Annotated in this window: 18 protein-coding genes; 11 read left to right on the forward strand and 7 right to left on the reverse strand. The window is 45.5% G+C overall.

Features of this window, described 5'->3' with window-relative positions:
• Nucleotides 1–4: 4 nt before the first annotated feature.
• Nucleotides 5–1,201: a multiheme c-type cytochrome gene (locus tag BW716_RS14115; RefSeq protein ID WP_083723211.1), complete on the reverse strand. Its 1,197-nt coding sequence runs from the start codon at nucleotides 1,199–1,201 to the stop codon at nucleotides 5–7.
• A gap of 227 nt (nucleotides 1,202–1,428) precedes the next feature.
• Here BW716_RS14115 and BW716_RS14120 point away from each other — a divergent pair, with 227 nt between their 5' ends.
• Nucleotides 1,429–2,157 carry a DUF4197 domain-containing protein gene (locus BW716_RS14120; protein WP_083723212.1) on the forward strand — a complete coding sequence of 243 codons (729 nt, stop codon included), beginning with the start codon at nucleotides 1,429–1,431 and terminating at the stop codon, nucleotides 2,155–2,157.
• A gap of 275 nt (nucleotides 2,158–2,432) precedes the next feature.
• On the opposite strand, the gene BW716_RS14125 is transcribed toward BW716_RS14120, so the two are convergent.
• The 6 genes from BW716_RS14125 to BW716_RS14150 form a co-directional block, all read right to left on the reverse strand.
• Nucleotides 2,433–3,767 carry an NAD(P)/FAD-dependent oxidoreductase gene (locus BW716_RS14125; protein ID WP_235643697.1) on the reverse strand — a complete coding sequence of 445 codons (1,335 nt, stop codon included), beginning with the start codon at nucleotides 3,765–3,767 and terminating at the stop codon, nucleotides 2,433–2,435.
• A gap of 212 nt (nucleotides 3,768–3,979) precedes the next feature.
• Nucleotides 3,980–5,206 (reverse strand): alpha-L-fucosidase, encoded by a 1,227-nt coding sequence (locus BW716_RS14130; RefSeq protein ID WP_235643699.1) that lies wholly within the window; start codon nucleotides 5,204–5,206, stop codon nucleotides 3,980–3,982.
• 189 nt (nucleotides 5,207–5,395) lie between these two features.
• Nucleotides 5,396–6,253 carry a hypothetical protein gene (locus tag BW716_RS14135; protein ID WP_083723215.1) on the reverse strand — a complete coding sequence of 286 codons (858 nt, stop codon included), beginning with the start codon at nucleotides 6,251–6,253 and terminating at the stop codon, nucleotides 5,396–5,398.
• Nucleotides 6,243–6,890 carry a hypothetical protein gene (locus tag BW716_RS14140; RefSeq protein WP_143708851.1) on the reverse strand — a complete coding sequence of 216 codons (648 nt, stop codon included), beginning with the start codon at nucleotides 6,888–6,890 and terminating at the stop codon, nucleotides 6,243–6,245. The genes BW716_RS14135 and BW716_RS14140 overlap by 11 nt, the downstream gene beginning before the upstream one ends.
• Nucleotides 6,871–7,257 (reverse strand): hypothetical protein, encoded by a 387-nt coding sequence (locus tag BW716_RS14145; protein ID WP_143708852.1) that lies wholly within the window; start codon nucleotides 7,255–7,257, stop codon nucleotides 6,871–6,873. Before BW716_RS14145 ends, BW716_RS14140 begins: the two co-directional genes overlap by 20 nt.
• A 326-nt stretch (nucleotides 7,258–7,583) precedes the next feature.
• Nucleotides 7,584–9,974, reverse strand: coding sequence for an ABC transporter permease (locus BW716_RS14150; RefSeq protein WP_083723218.1), 2,391 nt, complete (start codon nucleotides 9,972–9,974; stop codon nucleotides 7,584–7,586).
• 281 nt (nucleotides 9,975–10,255) lie between these two features.
• On the opposite strand from BW716_RS14150, the gene BW716_RS14160 reads away from it, so the two are divergent.
• From BW716_RS14160 to BW716_RS14205, 10 genes are all read left to right on the forward strand, one after another.
• Nucleotides 10,256–10,768: a hypothetical protein gene (locus BW716_RS14160; RefSeq protein WP_083723220.1), complete on the forward strand. Its 513-nt coding sequence runs from the start codon at nucleotides 10,256–10,258 to the stop codon at nucleotides 10,766–10,768.
• Nucleotides 10,769–10,938: 170 nt separating this feature from the next.
• Nucleotides 10,939–12,786, forward strand: coding sequence for a type VI secretion system Vgr family protein (locus BW716_RS14165; RefSeq protein ID WP_083723221.1), 1,848 nt, complete (start codon nucleotides 10,939–10,941; stop codon nucleotides 12,784–12,786).
• A gap of 27 nt (nucleotides 12,787–12,813) precedes the next feature.
• The gene (locus BW716_RS14170) at nucleotides 12,814–14,211 is read left to right on the forward strand and encodes a DUF3289 family protein (protein WP_083723222.1); all 1,398 of its coding nucleotides are present in this window, start codon (nucleotides 12,814–12,816) and stop codon (nucleotides 14,209–14,211) included.
• Nucleotides 14,211–14,684: a hypothetical protein gene (locus tag BW716_RS14175; protein ID WP_083723223.1), complete on the forward strand. Its 474-nt coding sequence runs from the start codon at nucleotides 14,211–14,213 to the stop codon at nucleotides 14,682–14,684. The genes BW716_RS14170 and BW716_RS14175 overlap by 1 nt, the downstream gene beginning before the upstream one ends.
• A complete protein-coding gene (locus BW716_RS14180) occupies nucleotides 14,684–15,355 on the forward strand; it encodes a hypothetical protein (RefSeq protein ID WP_083723224.1) in 672 nt (223 codons plus the stop codon). The genes BW716_RS14175 and BW716_RS14180 overlap by 1 nt, the downstream gene beginning before the upstream one ends.
• Nucleotides 15,352–19,284: a PAAR-like protein gene (locus BW716_RS14185; protein WP_083723225.1), complete on the forward strand. Its 3,933-nt coding sequence runs from the start codon at nucleotides 15,352–15,354 to the stop codon at nucleotides 19,282–19,284. Before BW716_RS14180 ends, BW716_RS14185 begins: the two co-directional genes overlap by 4 nt.
• The gene (locus BW716_RS14190) at nucleotides 19,281–20,357 is read left to right on the forward strand and encodes a hypothetical protein (RefSeq protein WP_083723226.1); all 1,077 of its coding nucleotides are present in this window, start codon (nucleotides 19,281–19,283) and stop codon (nucleotides 20,355–20,357) included. Before BW716_RS14185 ends, BW716_RS14190 begins: the two co-directional genes overlap by 4 nt.
• Entirely contained in the window at nucleotides 20,347–20,964 is a 618-nt protein-coding gene (locus BW716_RS14195) for a DUF4412 domain-containing protein (protein ID WP_083723227.1), read from the forward strand. The genes BW716_RS14190 and BW716_RS14195 overlap by 11 nt, the downstream gene beginning before the upstream one ends.
• A 17-nt stretch (nucleotides 20,965–20,981) precedes the next feature.
• Nucleotides 20,982–22,814 (forward strand): 7TM diverse intracellular signaling domain-containing protein, encoded by a 1,833-nt coding sequence (locus BW716_RS14200; protein ID WP_083723228.1) that lies wholly within the window; start codon nucleotides 20,982–20,984, stop codon nucleotides 22,812–22,814.
• Nucleotides 22,815–23,105: 291 nt separating this feature from the next.
• Complete coding sequence (locus tag BW716_RS14205) at nucleotides 23,106–26,132, forward strand: TonB-dependent receptor (protein WP_083723229.1); 3,027 nt, start codon at nucleotides 23,106–23,108, stop codon at nucleotides 26,130–26,132.
• Nucleotide 26,133 lies beyond the last annotated feature (1 nt).

Raw genomic sequence — 26,133 nt, forward strand, 5'->3', positions numbered from 1 at the left:
TTACTCAATGCAGTTGATCTACAAATGCTTTCGTCTCCTCTGGATAAATCGCTACCCTATGAGTCCGAACCAGATCTGGAATTGCTTCCTTATGCTGATCCATCTTAAAAGTGATCTTTGCCGACGCCATCGCTGGCATATGGCAATCAATACAATTATTAGCCAATACCAATCCATTTTCAGGCCGGAAAGTACAGGTATCCTTTCTGGCATGACAATTCATACACCTATCCGAAAATAACCTCGGATTTTTCGCTTCATCCTTATGCACATTGTGACAGGAACTGCAATCCATCTGCGACTGTTTAAAACACTTGCTAGCTGTAAGCAGCCCATACTGGTTACCATGTACATCCAACTGACCATTAGAAGGATTTTCTGTAGAATACTCGTTCAGGTGCTGTCCCACCTGGTAAGAAAAAGCTGGTTGAATCATATTCCTGATCCCGGAATGACAAAGCGCACAGGCATCCAATCGTAACTGCCGGTCTAACCGGGCAGTGTTGACAATATACTGTGGAACAGTATCCGCAGGATGTGCTGCATGGTAAGCCACATGGGCAGCCCCCGGCCCATGACAACGTTCACAGTCTACGCCATAGAGAATCTTTTGTTTATTATAAACAGTACTATTATCAGGAAGAATTTGCGCCTCCGCATAAGTGCCATGGCATTCGATACAACTTGCCGGCACAGGGCGGTTAAAACGAATATAATTGATGGAATATCCCGGGCTATTGGCCCAATCATGAATAGGCGTGAAGTAAGAAATGGGTAACTGGAACAAATGATTACCGGACCAATAAAGGTAAGTCTGCCCCATACGCCCGGAGCCGATCACGACGCCAAAAGCTTCCTTCTGCGTAGGCATACCATTCACATACCCCGTCTGGTAAAACTTATTGGCCATCCGGCTCATCACCACCTCCATATCTTCATTGTAGACGAACTTATTTTTACCAAAGACAAAACTGCCCTTAATATGTTCCGCATCAGGTAGGGAAGAGGTAAGAAAATGGGCCGTATGCCTGGTGTCTTTATAAATATCCTGATGACAGGACTGGCAGGCTGCCGCGCCGGCAAATGCTTTGCCACCGGGTAGTTCTATTATTGACGCTTTTGAAGCTGGTTGAGTGGTCGTGCACATGATACTGCCCAAAACAATCAATGTGACGATAGACGATAAGATGATGTAACGCATATCAAATGAAATCTAAAATGATCTACCCCATATCACACAAGGTAATTTACCCAACCATCAATCCCACAAACGCTAAAATAATCCTCCTATATCACCATTCCAGTTAAGCTGTCCCTACCGCCAATCCCCTAAACCCTAAAATGTTGTTCCCCCTATAAATATACGTAACCCGTCACGCCTGGTTTTTTTATATCTTTGTCCCCGTTCGAGTAAATTAATACTGTACTATGAAGCATCTTATTCTTGTATGCCTGGGCATTCTATGTTTTTCTACCAGCTGTGAAACCTCACAGCAGATTTTACAAAATCTACCGACTTCTGTAGCCGGTCAGCCAACGTCTACCCAGATCGCCGCCGGTCTGAAAGAAGCCCTGACCATCGGCACCCAGAACAGCGCCAACCGCCTGTCTGCCGTAAACGGCTTCTTTGCAAATGCTGCCTTGAAAATCCTGATGCCACCAGAGGCACAGAAAGTTGAATCTACCTTACGTAACCTGGGTATGGGTAACGTAGTAGACAAAGCAATCCTCTCTATGAACAGAGGTGCTGAAGAAGCAGCAAAATCCGCGACTCCCATCTTCGTAAATGCCATCAAACAAATGAGTATTACAGATGCTATCGGGATTCTGAGAGGTGGCAATAACTCAGCAACTGAATATTTTAAACAAAAAACCACCGCTGAACTGACCAACGCTTTCAAACCCGTAATTGAAGCAGCACTGAAGAAAGTGGATGCGACCAAGTATTGGAGTGATGTATTCTCCCTCTACAACAAATTCTCCAGCACCCCCGTTAATACCGATCTTTCTGCTTACGTAACCGAAAAAGCAATTTCTGGTATCTACATCGAAGTCGCTGCTGAAGAAGCAAAGATCAGACAAGATCCTGCTGCACGCGTAACAGATCTGCTGAAGACTGTCTTTGGTAGTACGCTGGCCCAGACTGGCAATAAATAAACTTTGGTTTTTCTATTTTCCGACCAGCGCCGGAGAAATACTCCCCCCAAAAAAAAACGCTGCTGATAGGAATAACCGTCAGTACCGCACCCGCAAAAATAAGAGGGGCATCATTAATAAATGAAGCTCCTGATAAACGCATAAAATGGAATCTGGCTCCACCAGGTATCCGAATAAAACAGTCATGAAAGAGGGAATTCACCAACGGGGAATGAAAACCATTTTCAGAAAAAGAGGGTGTATCTACATAGAATACACCCTCTTTTTTTCGTCTATTATATAAGCACTTTCTCCGTTACTCTTTCCACCGGAATATTTTCTTTTGGCTTCCCTATAATCGTCCCAAACCCCGCATCATTTGTAAAATACTTCCACACCCAATTAATCAACACCACAATCCTATTCCTAAACCCAACCAACGACATCAAATGCACAAACATCCATATCAGCCATGCCCTAAATCCCTGCGTCCTGATCTGCTTGTTAAACACCATTAAATCCGCCACCGCATGGTTCTTCCCAATCGTCGCCATCGTTCCCATATCATTATACTTAAACGGCTTCGGCTCCTTTCCAGCCTCCCATCTCATAATATTCTTCCCTAATAACTTCCCCTGCTGTATCGCCGGCTGTGCCAACATCGGATACCCATGTGGCATCTCCTCCGTTACCATCGCCGCTATATCTCCAATCGCAAACACGTTATCATAGCCCACTACCTTATTATATTCATCCACCTTTACCCTCGTATCCTGCATACACTCCTCAGACAATCCTTCCACTGGCAAACCAGACACACCCGCAGCCCATACCAACGTTCTCGTACACAACTGCTCTCCCGTACTCAACTTCACTGCAAACCCATCATAAGAAATCACCCTTCTGTTCAACCACACCCGCACCCCTAAATCATTCAACATCTTCAAAGACTCTCTCGATGCCGCCGGCGACATCCCCTTCAATATCTCCCCGCCACTCTGAATCAGATGTATATCCATCTTCACAAAATCCAACTCTCTATAATCCTTCGGAAACACATGTCTTTTTAACTCACTCAGCGCCCCGGCTATCTCAACCCCCGTAGGCCCGCCACCTACAATCACAAAATCCATCAGACTATTCAACTGCATTTCATCCTCTACCTGCAACGCCTTCTCAAAATTGCTGATAATCGTATTCCTCAATAACAACGCATCTTCCAGGCTCTTAATACTAATCGCCCTGGCCGCAATCTCTTCATTCCCATAAAAATTCGTGGTAGCACCCGTCGCAATCACGAGGTAATCATACCGGATCAATCCAATTGAAGTCTCTACCGTCTGATTTGCGGTATCAATTTTCTTCGCCTCCGCCATGCGGAAAAAGAAATTCGATTGTTGTTTGAAGATTTTGCGGTAAGGCGCTACAATAGAAGGCGCTTCCAGGTTGGTAGTAGCTACCTGATACAATAATGGTTGGAAGGTATGAAAGTTATGTTTGTCTATCAGCACCACCTGCAAGTCTGTTCCGGCAAGGGACTTCGCTAATTCCATCCCTCCAAATCCTCCGCCTATGATCACTACTCTTTTCTTACCTGTTGTTGCTATTTTCGTTTGACTTAATAAGACCACGCTATTGAATTTTAGACTGTGAATCAATGATATGGCAAACTGCCGGGCAAAATTTGATACCAAAGATAGTACCATTCGACTAATAGCCGTCCTTGTAGAATTCCCTATTATTGTTTATATTATCGGGTTTATAGCATCAATTCTATTATTGGTAAAGAAAACGAAATTACTTCCCCGGAAGGCAACTCCCTACTCACATCCACTATCCCATCTTACAACATCAATTCTATCACCGGCACCGTAAATGGCGGCTTCTTCTCCGGCAGCATCAACACCAGATCCTCCCCATTTTCCACTCTCTTTATCTCCGAAGCATCATGCAGAAACTGTGCGTATTTTACCTTACCCTTATATCCTTTTAACACTAATTTCCCACCCGCATATTCCATCAAATGAATATAAAGCCTCTTAGACGAAGGATTATAAGTGAGCAAACTATGCGCAGGCGCCTGGTAATCCCCCGGCGCCTGCTGGCAATTATAAATAGCCCGGTCATTAAAATGCATCCATTGCCCAATAGAATCCAGCGCCCGTGTCGCTCTATAATCAAATACCCCTCTAGCCGTAGGCCCTACATTCAGAATCAGGTTCCCACTCTTACTTACAGAAGTGATCAGCAAAGTAAGCAGCTGTACATTTGTCTTCCAGGTATCCTCATCCCTATAATACCCCCATGAACCAGAAAAGGTCTGGCAGGTCTCAAAGGGCAATCCATCATAATTACTTTTTAGTTCTTCCGGTTTCACCTGTTCCGGGGTGGCAAAGTCAGCCCCATCAGGCACACCTCCCAGATCAAGCCGGTTATCTACTATAATATTGGGCTGCAGTTTCCGGATCATTTTAAGCAAGGCGAGTGACCCCCAGTCATCCTTACCCTTTCCATGAGCGCCCGGGTAGGAGAAGTCCAGCCAGAGAATATCTATTTTCCCATATTGAGTCAGGAGCTCTGTAATCTGGTTGCGCATATACTGGCGGTATTTCTCCATATCCCGGCCTTTGTTCAGCCGGGCATACGCTGTATCATTAGCGGGCCGCTGAGGATGGTGGTTATCTATGGTAAAATCAGGATGATGCCAATCCAGCAGGGAATAATAAAACCCTATTTTAATCCCTTCCGCCCGGAAAGCGGCTACAAATTCTTTGACAAGGTCCCGGCGGATTGGGGTATTAGTGGATTTATAATCCGTGTATCTGGAATCAAAGAGACAGAATCCTTCATGGTGCTTGGTAGTGAGCACAGCGTATTTCATGCCTGCTGCTTTGGCTTGTCTGGCCCATTCTTTAGGGTTAAATAAATCGGGGTTGAACTGATCAAAATAAATCTGGTACTCCTCATTTGTGAGCCGCTCGTAGTTTTTTACCCATTCATGCCTGGCAGCTTCAGCATATAAACCAAAATGGATGAACATGCCAAACCGGGCATGGGTCCACCATTCCATTTTTTGCGCAAAACAACAATTTGAAATAAGGAGTAAGAGAAAGGTAAATCTGGCAAACATAATATGGGATTTTCCAAAAGNNCTTTTGGAAAATCCCATATTTCTAATCAGGCGAGTAGTTCGCCCAGTATATGCCTTTCAACTGGTCAATAAAAAATTCCTTCAGTTTGCATCTCACGCCGTTGGCGTTTAAAACCCCCTCTTCCTCACCCGCTCAGGATCTATATAAGGCGTATAATACGCACACAAATTCAGCAATATCATCATCGCCGAAAAGAAAAACAACCCCATAAACAATGCTATAAACAAATGCAGACAAACAATCGCCCCCAACCACCACATCCGCGTCACCCGTACATTCATCCCAATACAATATGCCATCTCCAATATTATCGTACCCCAGCCTGCTATCAAAAAAAACGGCGTATTCACTAAAAAATCCAGACTAAACAAACTATAATAATTATGACTATGCAAGGTCTTCCACAATGCCTCCCCATTCCTCCATGTCACCCCAATCACCTTATCAAACCCCGAAAAGAAATAAGCAATACATAAGTGCGCCTTTAATAGAATTAACCAATGATCATGCGCTGGTGCAATGATGAATTTTCGCAACCGGTTATCTACCGAATAAATATAACCCACAGGAAATATACAGCAATAGAACAACGCGAATGTAGTATACCCATCCACCCCATACTCATACAAATGAATAGACTTCAATAACAATAATTGCAAAAACAACGACAACACCGCACTCACCCTCGTACAAAACCCAAGGATCAGACTCACTAATGCCAATGGATACGCAATCCTGCATATCCATAATAATGTCTCATATCGTATACCCACATAATGCTGCAGGCTGATAAGGGTAGGACTGAAATGATCCGTAGCTGTATCCATTATATCAGGGTATATATACCCTTTGAATGAATACAACATATCAAAATCCGGCTGTATCGCCAGAAAATGTAACAAAGCAAAACCTGCCATATTCACCCGGAAAAAGAACAACCATCCGGGATAGGTCTTATTGTGCATGTGGCGTCAGACTATAGGTTCCCGTCACTAATTTCGTCAGCAGGTATTCCTTCGGGGTACCAGCACGCACCGCCTGCAGGGTAGGGAACTGCAATACATTGTAACTTAAAATTACGGTACTATCCACACAGCCATGCTGCTGAAATAAAGTGACGGCGATATTTTTAAAGACAAGGTTATTATATTCTCCAAGTAATCCTCCGGGCAGACTATCATGTGCATCCGGCTTAATAAAATCATCTGTCAATGCATTGGCCATTGAAAAAAACCGCAGCGATGTCTCGTACGATCTGAAATCCGCCGTAATAGGCGTACCGCCACATTCCCCGATCAGCATTCCATTAGACCGTACATTAATGCCAAAAAAACCATACCCGGTTTCTGCTCCGGTATAGCGACCGTAATATCGTATCGCCTTTGCCTCCAGGAATGGCGTCAGTTTGCGCACAACATAAGACTCCTCCGGCGTATGATGAAACTCATGATACGCCTTGTAAGCACTGACACTATTGATGATGATGATAAAGAGAAGGTGTGCTGCCATCCAGCCATACAAACTTCGTCTGCGAGACAGTACGATGGCTGACCGATTGTCTGCCAGCCATCGTTTTAGCCAGTTACTTGATGGCTGGTGCATAACGGTTCATGATCTCGTTTGCTTTGATCACTTCTTCCGGCAGTGTCTTGATCTGCTTCCAGAAAATGAACTTGGTAGACACCCAATCTTTGTAAATTGAATTGTCCAGAATACCGCCCATCTTTCTGTTCAGCGGATTGTCGGATCCAATGGTGATTGCACCACGACCGAAATCCTTGATGCCATAATGTTGTGCTACTACACGTTTGATTTCTTCCTGATCTGCTACAGATACACGCTTTGTAGCAACTTTGGAAACAGTGTAAAGGTGTGTGCTGACGCGCTTAACGCCTGATACCTGCTGGAATGAGAATGAGAAAAGCAGGAGCACAGGGGCGCACAATGAAAGCAGTAGAAGCTTTTTCATACAGTGAGATTTTTGGGATTAATTTGAAGGCAAGGTAGGGGATTTCAATTATATAACAATCAAGTATTTATACGCATAATACCAGAAACAAAAAAGAGGGTGCATCATAAATGAATAAAACCTACGGGAATCGAATAAATAGAAACCTGGCTCCATTAGGTATCTGAATAAATCATTCATGAAAGAGGGAATTCTCCAACGGGAAATGTAACCCATTTTCAATGAAAAAGAGCGTGTATCAAAAGAAAGATACACGCTCCTGGCCGGGTCCTGCAAACAGCTTCCTGAAATTGCCGCATTGCCCTACAAACAGCCTTTGAATATATTTACTCCGTTTTCAAACTCCTCACCGGATTCATCGTAGCCGCCCTGATCCCCTGAAAACTCACCGTCAATACCGTTATCAGCAACGCTCCTCCACCTGCTGCCACAAACGCCCACCACGGCATATCTGTACGATATGTATACCTTGCCAGCCACGCCTGCATCCCCACATGTGCCAGTGGCATCGCTATCAAAAATGAAATCGCTACCAGTATAATAAACTTCCTCGACAACATCCCCCATAAATTAAATATAGAGGCCCCAAGTATCTTGCGTATCCCTAACTCCTTCGTACGCTGCTCCGCCATAAACGAAGCCATCCCAAACAATCCCAGGCAGGAAATAAATATCGCCAGCAATGCAAAGATCCCTGCCAGTTTTCCAACCCGCATCTCATCCTTAAACTTATCCGCATACTCCGCATTCGCAAATCTGTAATTCACAGGACTATCCGGATCATACTTCCTGCACACTTCCTCTATCAGCGCCACTGCCTCTACCGGACTACTCTTCGGGTTAATCCGTATATTGACATAATTATCCCTGAACCGGTCCTTGATATAAAATATTGTCGGTGCCACCGGCTCATAAGGATTTGCCATCACCATATCACGTACTACTCCTAATATCTTAAATTGATGATCCCCCCATGTAATAAACTGCCCCACAGGATCTTTCAGACTCATATATTCCACCGCACGCTGATTGATCACCAAACCATCAGAATCTGTCAGCATCCCGGCATCAAAATTACGCCCTGCTGTAAACTGCCAGCCCACCGCCTTTCCATAGCCAAAAGTCACCCCGATATTCGCAAAATCTACCGTCATATTAGGGGCTTTCCCCGTCCAGCGAATAGAACTCGTATTATTATTGACTGTCGTTGTAGCACTGGTGGAAAACGCGACTTCTTCGATCTTTCCAGATGCCATCAGCTCATGTCTGAACGCCTCAAAATGATTCGCAATTGCATCCGTTATCGTCGGCAATGTTACCAGGCCTTCTCTGTCATATCCCACTGGCCGGTTGCGCGCAAACTGAATCTGTTTAAACACCACGATCGTTCCAATGATTAACGTAACGGATACACTAAACTGCAACACCACCAGTACCTTCCTCGGCATAGCAGCCAGCTTGCCCGCCTTGTACGCACCTTTCAATACCTTCACTGGTTGAAAGGAAGATAAATAAAACGCCGGATAACTACCCGCTATCAAACCTGTCACTAATGTAAATGTCAACCCCACCACCCAAAACAAAGGATTCGTCCATGGCAGCACAATTTGTTTATCTGCCACCTCATTGAACGCCGGCAATAAAATCAACACGAAAACAATCGCCAGTATATAAGCAATCACTGTTACAAACAACGACTCTGTAAAAAACTGTGCAACCAGCTGATGCCGCAACGAACCTACTGATTTACGAATACCCACTTCCTTCGCCCGCTTCTCACTCCTCGCTGTACTCAGGTTCATAAAGTTTATACATGCCAGTAACAATACAAACACCCCGATGATGCCAAACAACCATACATACTGCAAACGATCACCCGTCGCCACACCATTCTTAAATTTTGAATACAGGTGCCACTTGCTCATAGGATGCAACAATATCTTAGGTGCATACGGTTTAATAAATGCATCCGCTTCTTTCATGGCCACATCCCCGATTTTTGCATTCACCATATTCATATCCACATGATCCGCCAGCTGTACGTACAATTGATAAGAATTATCCCCCCACTCATTCTTCGACCTGGGCTTTACCAGTGTGGGATTATTGACATAATACGCCCATGGCGCTATAAATGAAATACCGTTAAAAGTACTGTTATATGGAAAGTCTTCATACACGCCCGTCACTTTAAAACTCTGTTCATTATCCAGTTTCACCAATTGTCCCATCGGATCTGCATCTCCAAACAACGCTTTCGCCACCGTCTGTGACAACATCAACCCATTTGGGTCTGCCAGCCCTTTCTGATCGCCCCGCAGCATTTTCAGACTAAACATCTCTGGTGCTGACGCTTCCATAAAATTCCCGTTCTGCAACAACTTTTTTTCACCCACTGCCAGTATATGCCCCCAGTTCCAGGAACTCAGTGCCATATTCTTAAAATAGGTGCCATAATGCTCCTTCAATGCCGCTGGCAAAGGAATACTAATCGCCCTGCCGGTCTTCACCTCTCCATTAAATACCTGGCTCTTGTATACCTGTGCTATCTGTTCATAATGCTCCGGAAACTGGTCATAGGTAAACTCATCCCTGATCCATAATCCAATGAGCATCGCCACCGTCATCCCAACAGATAATCCGGCAATATTGATAAAGGAATGTACCTTGTTTTTAAACAGGTACCTGATAGCCATTTTTATGTAGTTCCTGTGCATAGTGTCGGGTTAAATGATTGCTGAAGAGGAAAAATCCTGCCAGAAAGATTGGTGCTCATTTTCAATTAATTATAAACAGGCCCCTGTCCGCTTTTGGAACACTGGTGTCCGGGTCCGGTCTGCGGCCGATGTAACTCCGATACCCAAAGTCACTTCAATCTCCAACCATCCTGTAAGCCACCTTTTAGATGCAAAACCAGACCGAAACTATGAGCATGTTAACACCGCATTAACTTATCTGTATGCTCCTCCTGCTTATCTTCGATTCAACACCCTGTAGCATGAAAATAAATATCAGAAAAATCGGAAATGCCGGAGTTTGTGTAGAATTACCTATGCTCTCAGCCACCCCACTCGTCAGGTTATGGAAGGAACGCATGGTAACAGACCTGTTACTCACTGCCTTTTCAAACAGACCCGCCACCATCGTATCTGTTAATCCTGCTCCAGATGCTATCGGGTACGAATTTTCCTACCAGTTAGTCGTCTCGGGAGGCAACAGCTACCTCGTCAACATGATGGCAGGTTGCGACTACCATGACCTGGTAAAAATAGGAGAGAGCCCCGATATGACCATGGGATTACTAACTGTAGTAGCTGGTACGGACAATTATCAGTTTAAAACCTATTTCCCTCATACAGAAGATACCTTATTAAACGTTACAGATGAACTGTTTGTATGCAGTCCCGATGGCTACCGTGTATACTGGTTGAATCCAAACCGTGAGTACTCCGAAATCCTTGAAGCCATCAATGATATCGCCGCTTTTTATGAATTAGTTACTGCGTATTAAATTAGACTTCCTAACTATATATAAATAAATGATATAATTATTAATTAATCATTAATAATTAAAAATATGCCTGTTTAAACAACAGATTCAAATTTTTTTTATAATTTCAGGTCGTTTGTAAGTAATTAACCTATTTCGTTAACCGCATTACCATATCAATTATTGAGAGAATGGCTTTATATACCCAAACCTCTGTATCAATAGGAGATGAACAATTCAGGCAATTTCATTCCGTTCACCTGAAACAGTCCATGACAGGGCATCACGCACTGGAAATCAAAATTGGCTTTGACTGGCTACTTAAATTAGGAAAAGATCCTGTCTCGTCCGGACAATCCTTTTTAGGTAAAGAAGTACGCATGACCGTCGAAAGCATGGAAGGTACCGGCAATGGTACACCACTGTCTTTTAATGGTATCGTCACCGCTGTAACTTTTGGAAAGGAAAGCAATGCGATCAACGGTCATTGCACCATATACGCATCCAGCCCTACCATACTGCTCGATGGCAATCCTCACATGCAGTCCTTCGAAACGCAGCACCTCGCCAACATTGTCAACACCGTATTGAAGACCAGCAGCGCCTTTCCCGGCTCTCCTGAAGTCAACCCGGCATACACAACCCAGCTCAAATACATTGTGCAGTACAAAGAAACCGGTTACCAGTTTCTCACCCGCTTATCACAGCGCTATGGCGAATGGTTTTTTTATAATGGACAACGCATCATATTCGGGAAAAATACCCCGCAAAAAGTAACACTGTATCACCAGGTAAACCTCGTTGATTTCACCATCTCACTCAGAACCGTGCCGAATAATCAGGCCCTGAAAGCGCAGGAATATCGAAACTATTCAGATGTGGATTTCAACACCAATTCCATTTCCGCCGGTAGCGTAGATAACTACACGCAAAACGCAAAAAGCGTGAGCGATAAACTCTACAACCGCGCCTTTACTTACAAGGTACCTCACGCTTTCAGCAGCAATGCAAAAGAAGAACTGGAAAATACCGGTAAGCGCCAGCAACAGGCTCAAATGGCCGGGATGGTGCGCATCAATGGCCGTAGTAAAAGCACTGCCCTGCGACTCGGCGATACCATCAGCATCCAGGAAAATATCTTCTCTACTGCCGATCATGGTGAATTCCTCCTTACTGCATTAGAACATTTCTGTGATGGCAACGGAGAATACTATAACCTCTTCGAAGGCATCCCTGCCGCCAGTGCCGCCCCTCCCATGGACATCGAAAACATTCCTTACTGCGAAGCACAAAGTGCGACCGTCGTGGAAAACTTCGACCCCAAAGGCCTGGGCCGTGTACGCGTACGCTTCAACTGGCAAAACGGTATGACCCCCTGGATCCGCCTCATTCAGCCTCATGGCGGCGGTGACAAAGGCTTCTACTTCCTGCCGGAAACAGGCGAAGAAGTATGGGTAGATTTTGAAGGTGGTAACCCCGAAGCCCCTTACATCACCGGTACCCTTTATAACGGTGGCGGCAAAGCTGATTATGGCGATACAGACAATAACGTAAAAGCCATCAGAACCCGCAGCGGTCATACCATCCGCCTCGATGATACCGCCGGCCAGGAATTTATCACCATCAACGACAAAGGTGGCAACACCATCGTTATGGATACCAACGGTCAGAACATCTCTATCTCTGCCTTACAAAATATCAAAATACAGGCCCGGAACATCAACATCATCGCTGTAGAAAGCGTAGACGTGACTGCCGGTACCTACCTGACCAACAGCGCGGGATACGACCTGACCGCCAGCGCCGGCATGAACATCATGCACAACGCCGGCGACAGCATGACCCAATATTCTGTGAATGACTATAAACTGAGCGCAACCAACATTACAAAGATTGCCTCAGAAAATATGGACGTGCAGGCCAAGAGCATTGAGAAAACCGCAGAACAGGTAAAAGTGGACAGCTCCAAAGAAGAGATGACCATCAACTCTGGTAAATCAGTCGCGATCAAAAGCGCAGAGAAATCCAAACTATTTTAGAGCCCCCTCATCTTTAATTGAAAAACCATGGGAGATAACAGTACGGGAAACCTCGTCATTGTCGCCAAAAACTATACTGAAAATGGTGAAAAAGTCCGCTGGAACAGTGCGGGTGAAACTGCCCTGCAATCCGGCAAACGGATCAACATCCACGGTAAACAGGACGGCGTTTCCTTTCACAAAAATGACCCTGTTCAACTGAACGCCGGCACTACCATCAAAGTACTGAAAGTTGAAGGTCCCAAAAGCGTTGTCAATGGGAATACCTACGAATTCAAAGCCACCTCTTTTAGTGAACAGGTACCTGACAACCAGCTCCGGCTGGTAAGCTGGGCTTTTTCATTCGATGGCGGCAAAACCATTACCCCTTTCAAAACCGGTACTACCCGCGTAGAGAAGGGTATCGCCTATAAATCTATCACCGTAGATGGCAATACCATCGATAAGGAAGTAAATGTATATGCCTTTTTCCGCAAACCGGATACTAAGGTGGTCGCCACTACCAAGATCATTTACCTGCCACTGGTGGTAGATGTATACCGCACCCCCGGCCTGAATGAAGACGGTACCGATATCGCCAACGATATGGCCTTTGGAAAAGGGGTGGCTAAACGCCCGGTATATACGAAAGGAGAGGTAGATGCGTATAAAAACTCCTATGTCAACGATGGTTTTGACGCACAAAAGGACGCGAAGTTCGCCAACGCCGCCAGCGGCAGCACGTACAGCGCCATCTACAACCAACAGCAGATCCTCGATACCGGTTACCTGATGCAATTGTCCAACGCTTCCAGTAACGACGATGATTTGTTCCTCGACTTCAGAATTATGGTGGAAACCATGGCCAGGGGCGATCTGAACGACAATATTAAGGCCATGATCAATAAGTTCCGGAAGAATGAAGGTGGTGTATACGAAAATGCCAAACTCACCGCTGCTGCACAGGCCAATCCTTCTACCCAACGCTTTTGTACTGGTATCGAAGATGAAATGGCTGAGCGCATCAAAAAGGCTGGCGGAGAACTGATCACTATGGAAGATAAGAAAGTGTATGCAGGCACTGAAAGCAGCTATAAAACTTCTCATCCATACGGTCACCCATCGTACCCTTACAGCAGGGACTACAACCTGGTAAAAGGCCTGACCATTGCAGTCAATGACGTATGGAGTTACAAAGTGACCTTATTGAGTTTCAAACAAACCGGCGATACTTACAAAGCCCGCTACGAAGTGCAGCTTTGGGACCACTTTGGCCTCGATCTACCTGATATGGAAAAGTTCTACTCCTGGGGCGCTGGCTTCCGGGCATGGTTCCTGTTACAACACCTCAGGGGCTACAAACCATTCTTAACAAAAATGCAATTCACCAAAGAATTTTCCGGCAATATAAACGAGGGTGCGCAGGAAAGGAAAAATAAGCGATAATGAAGTATACTTTCATATTATTACTGAGTGCTGTTCTATTTGCCTGTACATCGACATCTACTGGCGTTCATGTAATATACCTGGACAAGCTGGATCATAAAGCAGAAGTGGAAGTAAACGGGCAGTATGGTCCCGGTTATTACCGTTACGCACTCATTGAGAATGCGCCCAACTCCGCAGACAGCCTCAAACAAATCATTCATCAATATTGTGATAGTGCAGTGAACAAAACTGATGTGGAAGCACATTACATCCGTTATTTCATACAGTTTTACCGTTTGTCTAAGAGCACGAAAAGCTATATGAAAGGCAAAGAAGACTATTGGGATATTCATAACGATATCAATCAGGAGTTGGAAGACTACAAGGGAGAATACCGTTTTGAACGCTGTAGCACAGATTCTCTTCATGGGGTGTGGACGATGGAAGTCAACGGTAAAACCGATACGCTGGAAAATAAATGTACACAGTAATGGGCATCTTTAACTTATTTGGCAAGAGACCGCCCCGTGTGGAAATCCTGACCCCGGTGGATTATACCGTAAAAATACAATACCCGTCTGTACTGGCATTCACCATGACCGTAAGCCGTATGAAGGTGGAAGATGACCAGGGTATTTTCTTTCAGTTTGAGAGGGGAGAAGTAACTGTAAATGGAGAAGCTTCTTCCGATTACCTCGCCGCTGACCTGGCTGCACAATGTGGTCAGGTACTCTATCCATTACAGGTGGGTGTAGCCACCGACGGTAGTATCACCCGGGTTTTTAACCATGCTGAAATAATGAAGAAATGGGGAGAAAAGGAACCATATTTACTGGATTACTTTTCCGGCCCTGAAGCGATCGAATATATCATAGCCACTGGCTGCGCCCTGCGGGATGAAGGCGCAGTACTGCACGCGATGCAACAGGACCTATTCCTCACCTGCTGGTGCAACGTGGCCATGGGTGGCAAACGTACTGCCTACCAGTTAGTACCCTTTAAGGAACCGGTTCCCTATGAACACGACATCCGGTTTACCATCAATAAACTGACTAAAATGATAGATACCATCCATGCTGAATGGACCTTTGAGCTGGATGGTACCCCTCGCCGTACCCAACTCACGGCTGTTTGTAATCCGATTAAAGAAACTGTAGTATGAGTGAAAAACACTTTGTAGTACAGGGAGCTACCTGCAAATGCGATTATGGTGCTTCCCCCGACAAGTTGAAAATATCCTCCAATGATCGTGACTATATCAACGATGGCAGCGGAGATGCTAAACCTATCGCCAGTACGAAAGATATCGGCCAGCCACTGGAAGCGAAAACCTTTGGTCGCTGTAACAAGGTGAATAGTGCCTGCAATGTGAACATCACAAAATGGGATAGTTTTTATAATAAGATCACCCTCACCAATGGTGGTAAGATCCTCACGGAAGATAGCAAGGCTACCTGCGCCGTGAGTGGTAATCCCTGCATCACCATCATCAACCACGGACAGGTGGCACAGGTAACCAGTGCACACTTCGATAATGTGGAAGTCTCTGCCATGGCCGCCCTAAACCCAATGGCCGAGCCGCCGGACAATAAATTGCAGATCCCTAAGGTAAAATCTATCGAAGGGAAAGTAGCTGCTGCCGAAGCAGCTGTGCAGAGCGGGAAAAAAGTACCGGAACTGGTAACCCGTGTAGACGAAGACGTCACCTTCAAGGTAAAGGAATATTTCAATCCCGGTAATGCGGACAAGGCGAAGGTGAGCTGGAAAGTGTTCAAAGGATTCGGCTTTTCTGAGACAGGTACACTCGTCTTTGAAACCATCGGCCCCGATTTTAAAATGAACTTTGATACTGTAGGTGCTTACAGGGTAATGGCCTATGGTGCCAATGGCAATGGGGATCCGACCTGCTCTATCGACGTTACAGTTGCCGTGAACAAGCTGAAAAATGAATTCAGTATGGATGGATTACTGGGGCATTTTGTCAAAGACCAGTACCGTGTAAGAAGAGGGATGAACGTAACCGTGAGTGCTGTCTACGAAATAGATCCACCTACTCCCGAAGAAAAGCAACAGGTATCTATGCAGGTCACCGATATGGCAGGGAATGTCATTGCATCTGGTACGGACAAGGTCACGTTCAGGGTAGATAACTCTGCCGCTACCTACATCGTCACTGCAAAGATGGGTGAGCAGGTAGTGTCAAAAGAAATGAAATCTGAGGCGAATGGGGTTGTTGCCGTTACCAACGACCAGAATACGACCGTGATCAGGCCACGTACCACCATGACCTTCCAGGTGAGTAAGATGACCTACACCACACAGCCCGAAGATTTTGAAGTCGGCCAGATCAAATGGCAGCTGAATGGACGGGATGTAGGTACAGGTAAGTCCATCACACTGGATGGTAATCAGTACTTTGCCAACCCCGGTAAGTACGTGGTTGAAGCCTATGTATCTGTAGCAGATGCCTGGAATGCGAAGAAGAATGCACCCGCTGCCAGTGATCAGGCAGACGATTGGCGTTTTGAAGTGGCACTGAATACTATCACCGACATCAAAGAAGAAAACAACACGAAGAACTGGATAGTGGGTAAGAAATACAATGTAGTCGCTACTACCAGAATGCCTTACGATGCCTCGAAAGATGGACCCTTTACCTGGTCGCCGGCATTAGGCAAAGGCGATAAGATTGCTGGTGTATATGCGGCACAAAAAGGTAAATCATCTGTGACTGCTACATTGGGTACATCCACAAAGTCACTGGAAGTAAATGCGGATTTTGCAAAAATAGACGCCTGGTATTTTGGTGATAAGGAAGGAAACTACAAAGCAAAGGCTGGTTGGAATGAGACACTCAAAATGATCATTAAGAGTGCCAATGCGGCCAATGAGGAGGTTGAATTACACATCCTGGAAGCTGATGAGCATTCAGCGCCAAATTACATTGCAGGGCCTAAAAAGGGCAAATTTGATGTAAATGGTGTACTGAGTATCGATGTCAATACAAATGACCTGAAGAGCAAGCTGAGTGAGTTATGGTTTGAAGGTGATGAGTACGATGTGTTTTTCGTGATGCTGCCTACCCAATCAGGACTACAGTTTGATGGTGTGAAGAAGGTGGCCTGCAAAGGAAAGGATTATATCTTCCCTGCCAAAGAAAGTAACATGCGGGGGAGTGAAACGGGCAAGTATGTCTACATCAGCAAACGCCCCGAAGTTGTGGATGTCAAGTACTTTGAATCCGGTGGCAACCTGGCTTACAGGGTCTATCAGTATGGCGAGAAAATTAATATTAAGATACAGACACGTAACCTCGCTGGCAAGGAACTGACGGTCGAATTCTGGGACAACCGGTATAAGCTGCCGGATGAGAAAATGAAGGTTGAAAAGAAGATAAAACCGGATAATACTGAACTTGTCACATTACAGCTGGATACCAATGAACTGAAGCATGCCAGCAAAGCGAGGAATGACGGGTATAGTGCTTTCTACCTGATTATTAAATCAGCTGAGGCAAAGACCTTCATGTATCCCAAAGAAGTTACAGACGATGGACAGCATTTTCCGAACCAGATCTATTTCTTCCAGCACCTGAAAATGTCTGATGCCCATGCCGGTGAATGGAGCCAGCTGGCAGATAAGAATGCACCGGCCGTATTAAAGAATGAACCGGCACAGACAGCACCCACTACTTCAGGATGCCCTAATTGTGCGGATAAGGTATCAGTAGACCAATTGAAGAAGATCTTTCCCCAGGCAAAAGCTGACGACCTGACGGCGATAGCGGCAAACTATACGAAGTATATGAAGGAACTGGGTATGGATACCTGCTGGAATAAAGCCCACTTCTTTGCACAGGTAAGAGGGGAGTCCGGCCCCGGCCTGGATATTACAGAGGATGAAAATTTCAACTACTGGTATGTACGACTGAGCCGGTTCAAAGCTTTCAGAACTGCGGAAGGAAAGAAAAAGGCAAAGGAACTGGGCCGTCAGACAGAGGAGAATGTAAATGGCCTGGATGAAGAAGGCGAAAAGAAGGTAGCTAATTATGCTTACGGACCAACGACCGAAAAAGGAATTGAATTAGGTAATACGGAGGAAGGAGATGGTTGGAAATTTCGTGGTATGGGGCCCCTGCAACTGACCGGAAGAGGAAACTATAAGGCAGCAAATATTTATACTAAAAAGGAAGGTGGCGATATCGAAACCACCCCTGACCTGCTCCGGACCAATGCAAAGATCTCCCTGCTGGCCTCTATGGCCTTCTGGAAAATATATAAAATCCAGCATGTCGCCAATAAACAAAAGGATGAAGACGTGATCAGTGTGATCGTGGGTGCGGACCAGTCACTGCCGGGTGGTAAAACTGCCTATGGCGTGAAGAAAGAAGCATTTAAGAATACTGCTGAAGTATTCAAAGTGAATGAATGTAAGTATGGGGAAACGGTGCCCGAAAAAGATTGTAACAGGTATAAGATAGATGTCGATAATTTCACGGTCACTTATGAATATAAAAACCTGGCTTCGAAACAATACAGGTATGAGGTGATTGTAGATAAGAAGTCTGTGTACACAAAGTACATCAACTCAGAAGAAATGAAGAGTACCTTCAGAGGGAACAAGGTCGATATCCGCTTACTGCCATTCCCTGAAACAGGTCCGAACTGGGGCCGTTTTGGTACGAGAGATAAAGGCGGTGATAACTATGCTTCTCCTGAAATGGCGGCGCATTTACTGGGCTTTTTCTTCTGTCTGCCAGTGAAGGGATATTCCGACACACTTTACTATAACGATATTTCGGCGAATGATGCGCGGAACATCGGGCATAGTTCTCACAGGGTAGGTGTTGACGTAGATATCCGTTATCCGGGTAGTCCCAATACCGCAGGCCAGGTCATATGGTCACAGGCTGCGCAGGCATTTCCAACTACTGCAGATTTTGTTGCGAAGCTGGAATTTTTATTAGAACTTGCTACGAAGTGGAATTATATAAATAACTACACGTACAAAGCTGGTATTAAACACTCAAGTGGAGACTATGCAGATGTGCACCAGGACCACTTTCATATAGGATTAAAATTTTCTGAATGAGAAACTTAATTATCATCTTAGGGATAATCGGTTGTATCAGTTGTCAGCAACAGGCGAAGCCCAAAGCAGCCACTGAACAGCAGACGGCGGATACGACAGTTAGTAATGAAAAGGAAGTGATTATGAATAATCCGGAATTAAAAAAGCAAAGCGAGTTACAGAAGAACCTGAACGATGAAGGAGGTGGTACGTATCAATATGCTGAAAAAGATATGAACATTGCACTACCGGTGATTGCAGAGATTCTGAAAACAAAGGGATATGTAACCCCTGCAAAGGAGGTGTTTCAAAAGAAACTGCATGAACTCTTTGCTGAGAATTTTAATGCAGGCGGCAATTGCCGGACTAAGGAACATGAGAAATTCACCATGCTCTATGAAGGTGGAAATATAGAGAATCCATTTCCCATGATGACAGATGATGTGGTCGCGTCAAAAGAGTTCAGCTTCATTTCGCATATCCCATTGATTTCATCACTGGGCACCTTTGTAGATGATGATCATTTTAAGATCGATACTAAGTATACGCAGAAACTGATTTCAAGAAATAAGTATTTTTTCAATGACAACAAGGCGGATCTGGCTATACTCCTGAATGAAGATACCTCCTTTTTAAAAGTACTGGTTACTTCTTATGGGTATACCAAAGATCAGAAAATAAATGACCTTGTGATGAATGAGTACCTGAGAGCAGATGATGATGGGCTGGCAAAAGTAGCGACTATTATTTTTAGGAAAGATTGTAAGAATCAGCTGGTGATCAGGGAGGGATTGTTGAAATGGGTAGCGGATCATACGGATGGTAATGAGCATAGAATGATCAGCGCATTGTACGGCTATGTATTCAAACTATATGAGAATAAAAGCGATTTTAACCAGAATGAGAAGCGAAAGATCGCGGCTTATGTAGATAATGTTTTTATTCCTTTAAAGGAAAAATATGGTAGCAGCGGTGGCTGGCCAGCCACAGAATTGATCTTTAACCTGGAGGCGAGGGATAAGGAGATTATTGATTACCTGGAACAGCAAAATTTTTATAATTTAGCCGCTGTAAAGAATCTGTATGGGGAATAGAATGATCTTATTGCTGCTTTGTTGCTTCCTGACCGGGAAAATCATAGCCCAGAACTTTGAAGGCGAAATCCGCTACCAAAACAAATTCGAAGGCAAAATGATCGCCGGCGAAATGATCGAAAAACTGGTAGGGAACGAGCTGGACTACTATATCAAAGAAGGGAAATATAAAAATTACTCCAACGGGTCCTACATGACCTACCAGGTCTATGACGACCAAACCAACCGGCTATACAACAAATTCCCTAAATCAGACACCCTCTTTTACTACGACGGTGCTGAAAATGCCGACAGCGTTATCCGTATTGAACACCTCAATAACGCGGATACCGTGCTCGGTTACCCTTGTGATGTAGTTATCATTACATCCCAAACCAGCATCTCCCGTTACGCCTATAGCAAAAAATTCCCCATGAACGCTGCCGCTTATAAAAGGCATGCCTACGGCAACTGGAATACATATGGGAATGCCACGCACGCTGTACCACTAAAAATCACGGTAGACAGTAAATATTACAAATTTACCTCAACAGCCACCGCCATTACGCCCAAAAAACTGGGCGATCAGATTTTCACCATCGAAGGGCCTACGGCAAAAATGAAATAACCGTACTTTTGCGCTCTATGCGTAATTGGCTTTTATGGGGGGCATGGCTGCTACTGACCACTATTGCTAAAGGGCAGCAAGTAGTGCATATCGACAGCTCGTTGAATGAACACATATTTACCTATGCCCAGATCGAATTTCTAAACGACCCGCATGGCAATCTGAATATCCACGATGTGATTCAGCCTGCCATGCAGGCGCAATTTCGCGCCAGCCTGGAAAGTACGCCTCAGAACCGACAGCTGGGCGCCGTTTGTTGGTATCGTATCTGCATCGGTCATAACCGGGAAGCCGATAAATACTATCTCCTCGAATTCTTCGACCAGACCATTGACGAAATCACGGCTTACCTGCCTGATACGACCGGGGCATTTAAAAAGCTCCAATTAGGCGCCAGATATCCTTTTGCCCAGCGATGGTTCCGGCATAAGAACTTCGAAATCCCCCTGGACAACTTCCGGCAGGACAGCGCCGTTTATTATTTCCGGATCCAATCCTCCCAAACGGCAGATATTATCATTGTACTCCGCTCCATCGACCGGTTTGTAAGTTACGCCCTCTCCGAATACCTCACTTTCGGCATTTTCTATGGCATGATCCTCATTTTCAGCTTTTATAACCTGATCATGTTTATCGCCATGCGCCAGCGCCAATACCTATATTATGTATTATATGTAATGAGCGTAGCCCTGTACGAGCTTTGTACAGATGGTATCGCCTATCAGTGGCTCTGGCCCAACTGGCCCAACTGGAACCAGCAGGCATTTGCCTGGCCATTGCTCACCATGAGTATTTTTGCCCTGCTGTTTACCAGTAGCTTATTACACTTAAAGGTCCGGCAGCCGTTTTTGTACCGCCTCATAAACGTAGTCATAGGACTCAGGTGCCTGTATTTCCTCGGCTGTCTGTTCATCAATCCTTACTGGTTCAATTATAAATTCATAGAACTATTACCCCTGGCGGTCGCATTCTACACAGGTATCCATGTATGGTCCAAAGGCTACCGGCCGGCCCGTTTCTTTGTATTGGGGTACGCTTTTCTCTTCGTGGGCTTTATGCTCAAGTTCTTTATCATGCTGGGGTATACCTGGCTGAATTTTGGCGCCATCAGCTATTATAGCCTGAGTTGCTGTTTTATATTGGAGATGTTTTTCCTCAGCTTCGCCGTAGGGGATAAAGTTCGCCTGTTAAAACGCAAAAGGGACAAAGCCCACCGCCAGATGATCCGCCAGATGACTGAAAATGCCCATTTAAAAGATAACCTGAACAAGGAACTGGAAGCCCAGGTCAAAGCGAGAACGAAAGAGATCTCCGAACAGGCGGCAGAGATCTCCCGCATGAACGCCCTGTTGGAACTACACAATAAACAACTGCAAACAAATGTGGAAGAGGTCAGCCGCGCCCGCGCCCTCTCTACTTCCCTTGATTTTGAAGAATTTAGCAAAATCTACCCTGACAAGGAAAGCTGTCTCCAATTCCTGGCAGACCTGAAATGGACTGGTCCCTACCATTGCCGCAAGTGCGGGAATGATAATTTCTATCCCGGGCACCAGCCTTTTAGCCGCCGTTGTACCAAATGCAGCTACGAGGAATCCGCTACCGCGTACACCATTTACCAGAATATCCGTATTCCTATTAATAAAGCCTTCTATCTCACCTTTTTAGTTTATAGCAGCAAAGGAAAGATCTCTTCCCATAAACTGTCCGAGATCCTGGAAATCCGCCAAAGTACCTGCTGGTCTTACGCTTCCCGCATTACCAAAATGATGGAAGAAAGGAAAAAAGCCCTCAAAAATGCTAATGGACAGGGGTGGAGTTTATTGGTATTGGACGATAAGGAAGATGGTTGACCGCATCAACAAATTATTTTTAAATGGTATTAAACCGTATCAGTGGTTTCCTACCAGATATAAGGAAAATCGCCATGTAATCTGTCATTATCAAGCCTTTCAAAACGTATTACTCAACGGTACTGAAGCGTATCAAATATTTTATAACTAATTTAAATTCAGCCATTTAAGATAAAATAATTTTGATTGGTACCTATAAATACCCTTAACTTTATCCTCATAAACGTTATGAAGCCAACTGATACAGTCGTATCCTTTTCCACTAAATCAAACTGACGTAACACACACATTATGAAAAAATGGGTAACATTCCTGACAACCTTCCTGGTAATGTTATGCTGCCAATTGTTCGCACAGGAAAACAGCAACATCAGGGGACAAATCAAAGACAGTAAAGGAAATGCCTTGCCTGGGGTCACCATCAGGGTCAAGGGCACCACTAAAGGAACCACCAGCCAGGGCGATGGTTCTTACAACCTGTCCGCTCCCGGCACCGCCACGTTAGAAATTTCTTATGTAGGCTATGCTTCCCAGGAGATCGCGGTAAACGGCCGTTCCGCAATTAACATCACCATGACAGATGGTAAAACTGACCTGGGCGAGGTAGTCGTGATCGGCTACGGTACCCAGAAGAAACAAGACGTTACATCTGCCATTACCACCGTATCTACCAAAGACATCTCCAGTCGTCCCATCGTGAGCGCGGTAGAAGCGATTACCGGTAAAGCACCGGGCGTACAGGTTTCTGTACCTTCCGGTCAGCCAGGTGGAGACCTCTCTGTAAGAGTGCGTGGTATCGGTAGTCCCAATGGCGGTGAACCACTCTATGTAGTAGATGGGGTACTGGCCAGCGATATCAAAACTATCGACCCGAATACCATCGAGTCCATCACTGTACTCAAAGACGCTTCTGCTGCCGGTATCTATGGTGCAGCCGGTTCTACTAACGGGGTGGTGATGATCACGACCAAACAAGGTAACAAGGGCACTACGAAAGTGGATGCTAATGTGTACACCGGTATGCAGCAGATCGTAAAGAAACTGCCGGTGCTCAACAACACCCAATGGGTAGACCTCATGACAGACATTCATGGTACTACGCCAAGTCTGCCTTCTTATTACAACCTGGACTCTACCAACAATAACTGGCAGGACATCATCTACCGCAAAGCCATGCAAACAGGCGCAAACGTGGGTATGTCCGGCGGTTCTGACAAAGGGACTTACTATTTCAACGTTGGTTACCTGAACCAGGATGGTATCATGGTGGGTTCCAACTTTAACCGTTATTCTGTAAAACTCAGCCTGGATCAGAAACCAAAAGAATGGCTGCGCATAGGTGGTAACGTGAGTTACAACCGCTCTTACCAGCGCTCCACTCCACAAAACGCTTCTACCCAGAACGGTGGTGCGGTAATTGCCGCCCTCGTAACTCCTGAATATATTCCTATTAAGATGCCTGCGGGCTCTCCGTACCCCGGCGTGTATGGTTACAGCAACTTCTTCTCCGGCGATAACCCATTGTCCGATATCTGGCAGTCTGAAAACAAGACCATTGCCAACAACCTGCTGGGCAATGTGTACACCGAAATTACACTGCCATTCAATATCAAGTACCGTAGCCAGTTCAACGCCATCATGGAAAACTCCCGCTACGACTGGTTCCTGAATCCTTACACCAGTCTGTATGGTATCTCCCTCACCGGCGCCGGTCGTGAAAACACGTCCGAAGTGTTCCGCTACAGCTGGGATAATACCCTGACTTACGACAAGCATATTGGCAAACACGCCCTGAATGTAGTAGTCGGTACTTCCGCACTGGAAGAAAAGATTGCCACTAGCAGCCAGTATGGAACCGGGTTTGCTTCCGGTACCGTTACTACACTGAATGGTGCAAGTACAAATTATTCTATCAGCACAGGCAAATACGACTGGACCACGAATTCTTATTTCGGTCGCTTGATGTACTCTTATGCAGATCGCTATCTGTTCACCGCCACGCTGCGTGCAGATGGCTCCAGTCGTGTAGGTATCAATAACAGGTGGGGCACATTCCCTGCGGTATCCGTAGGTTGGAAAGTGAGCCAGGAGAAATTTATGGAGAACGTGACCTTCGTACAGAACCTGAAGATCCGTGCTGGTTATGGTTCAACTGGTAACCTGCCTCCATATACCATGCTGTATCCAACTTACAGTTTGCTGAGTGCCGGTTCCGCTTATTCCTGGAGCTCCGGTGCGGCTAGTCCGGGTGTAAGCCCCAGCAGCCAGATTGGCAACCCTAACCTGCGTTGGGAAACTGCTAAGCAAACGAACATCGGTTTTGATGCAAGCTTCCTGCAATCAAAGATCACCTTCTCTGCAGATTATTACTACAAGAAAGTGGATGACATGATCTTTACCCAGCAGCTGCCACTCACCACTGGTGGTGCTACAACCGCTGTAAACCTGCCTGGTCACGACATCAATAAAGGGATAGAACTGAGTGCGAATGCGATCGTCGTTGACAAGAAAGACTGGGGTTGGGATGTAAGCGCGAATATCTCTTTCAACAGTAACAAGATCACCGGTATGGATTCTACCACCTCTTACCAGACTGGCGGTGTAAGCGTAGGCGGTAGTAAACAACCTATTTACACAGGTCTGATCAAGAATGGTTATTCACTCGGTACCTTCTGGGGTTACAAAGCCATGGGCGTAGATCCGCAAACGGGCAACATGGTATACAGTGCCAACATGATGGACCTGGGCAATGCATTGCCAAAGTACACATACGGTATCAATTCTAATTTCCACTACAAGCAATTCTCACTGGATGTATTGTTCGACGGTGTACACGGCAACAAAGTGTACAATGAAACCCGTATGGAAATTGAAAACCTGACTGGCTACACGAACGAAAGCGCTTCCGTACTTCGTCGCTGGAAACAGGCGGGCGATGTAACAGACATTCCACGTGCCAAAGACAACGGTACTACCAATGCGACAGCGGCTGCATTACTGCAAAGCCAGATTGCGAGCAACTATGTGGAAGATGGTTCCTTCTTCCGTCTGCGTAGCGCTACCCTGGCTTACAATGTAGATGCATCTCTGCTGAAACGTATCGGTGTGGCTGGAGTGCGTGTATATGCCACCGCTCAGAACCTGTTCACCATCACCAACTACAAAGGATATTATCCTGAGATCAATGGTTTTGGTACAGGTACCAACAACCAGGCGACCAATGCCGGTTCCAGCGCGAGTCTGATGACACTGGGTGTAGATAATGGTACGTACCCTGCAGCAAAGACCTATACCCTGGGCCTGAATGTACAGTTCTAAC

It is taken from the genome of [Flexibacter] sp. ATCC 35208 (assembly GCF_001975825.1).
GTDB lineage: Bacteria > Bacteroidota > Bacteroidia > Chitinophagales > Chitinophagaceae > Chitinophaga.

Coding starts and splice junctions, on each gene's coding strand:
- BW716_RS14115 (WP_083723211.1), bottom strand. CDS start 1,201: ATGCGTTACATCATCTTATCGTCTATCGTCACATTGATTGTTTTGGGC.
- BW716_RS14120 (WP_083723212.1), top strand. CDS start 1,429: ATGAAGCATCTTATTCTTGTATGCCTGGGCATTCTATGTTTTTCTACC.
- BW716_RS14130 (WP_235643699.1), bottom strand. CDS start 5,206: ATGGAATGGTGGACCCATGCCCGGTTTGGCATGTTCATCCATTTTGGT.
- BW716_RS14135 (WP_083723215.1), bottom strand. CDS start 6,253: ATGCACAATAAGACCTATCCCGGATGGTTGTTCTTTTTCCGGGTGAAT.
- BW716_RS14140 (WP_143708851.1), bottom strand. CDS start 6,890: ATGCACCAGCCATCAAGTAACTGGCTAAAACGATGGCTGGCAGACAAT.
- BW716_RS14145 (WP_143708852.1), bottom strand. CDS start 7,257: ATGAAAAAGCTTCTACTGCTTTCATTGTGCGCCCCTGTGCTCCTGCTT.
- BW716_RS14150 (WP_083723218.1), bottom strand. CDS start 9,974: ATGCACAGGAACTACATAAAAATGGCTATCAGGTACCTGTTTAAAAAC.
- BW716_RS14160 (WP_083723220.1), top strand. CDS start 10,256: ATGAAAATAAATATCAGAAAAATCGGAAATGCCGGAGTTTGTGTAGAA.
- BW716_RS14165 (WP_083723221.1), top strand. CDS start 10,939: ATGGCTTTATATACCCAAACCTCTGTATCAATAGGAGATGAACAATTC.
- BW716_RS14170 (WP_083723222.1), top strand. CDS start 12,814: ATGGGAGATAACAGTACGGGAAACCTCGTCATTGTCGCCAAAAACTAT.
- BW716_RS14175 (WP_083723223.1), top strand. CDS start 14,211: ATGAAGTATACTTTCATATTATTACTGAGTGCTGTTCTATTTGCCTGT.
- BW716_RS14180 (WP_083723224.1), top strand. CDS start 14,684: ATGGGCATCTTTAACTTATTTGGCAAGAGACCGCCCCGTGTGGAAATC.
- BW716_RS14185 (WP_083723225.1), top strand. CDS start 15,352: ATGAGTGAAAAACACTTTGTAGTACAGGGAGCTACCTGCAAATGCGAT.
- BW716_RS14190 (WP_083723226.1), top strand. CDS start 19,281: ATGAGAAACTTAATTATCATCTTAGGGATAATCGGTTGTATCAGTTGT.
- BW716_RS14195 (WP_083723227.1), top strand. CDS start 20,347: ATGGGGAATAGAATGATCTTATTGCTGCTTTGTTGCTTCCTGACCGGG.
- BW716_RS14200 (WP_083723228.1), top strand. CDS start 20,982: ATGCGTAATTGGCTTTTATGGGGGGCATGGCTGCTACTGACCACTATT.
- BW716_RS14205 (WP_083723229.1), top strand. CDS start 23,106: ATGAAAAAATGGGTAACATTCCTGACAACCTTCCTGGTAATGTTATGC.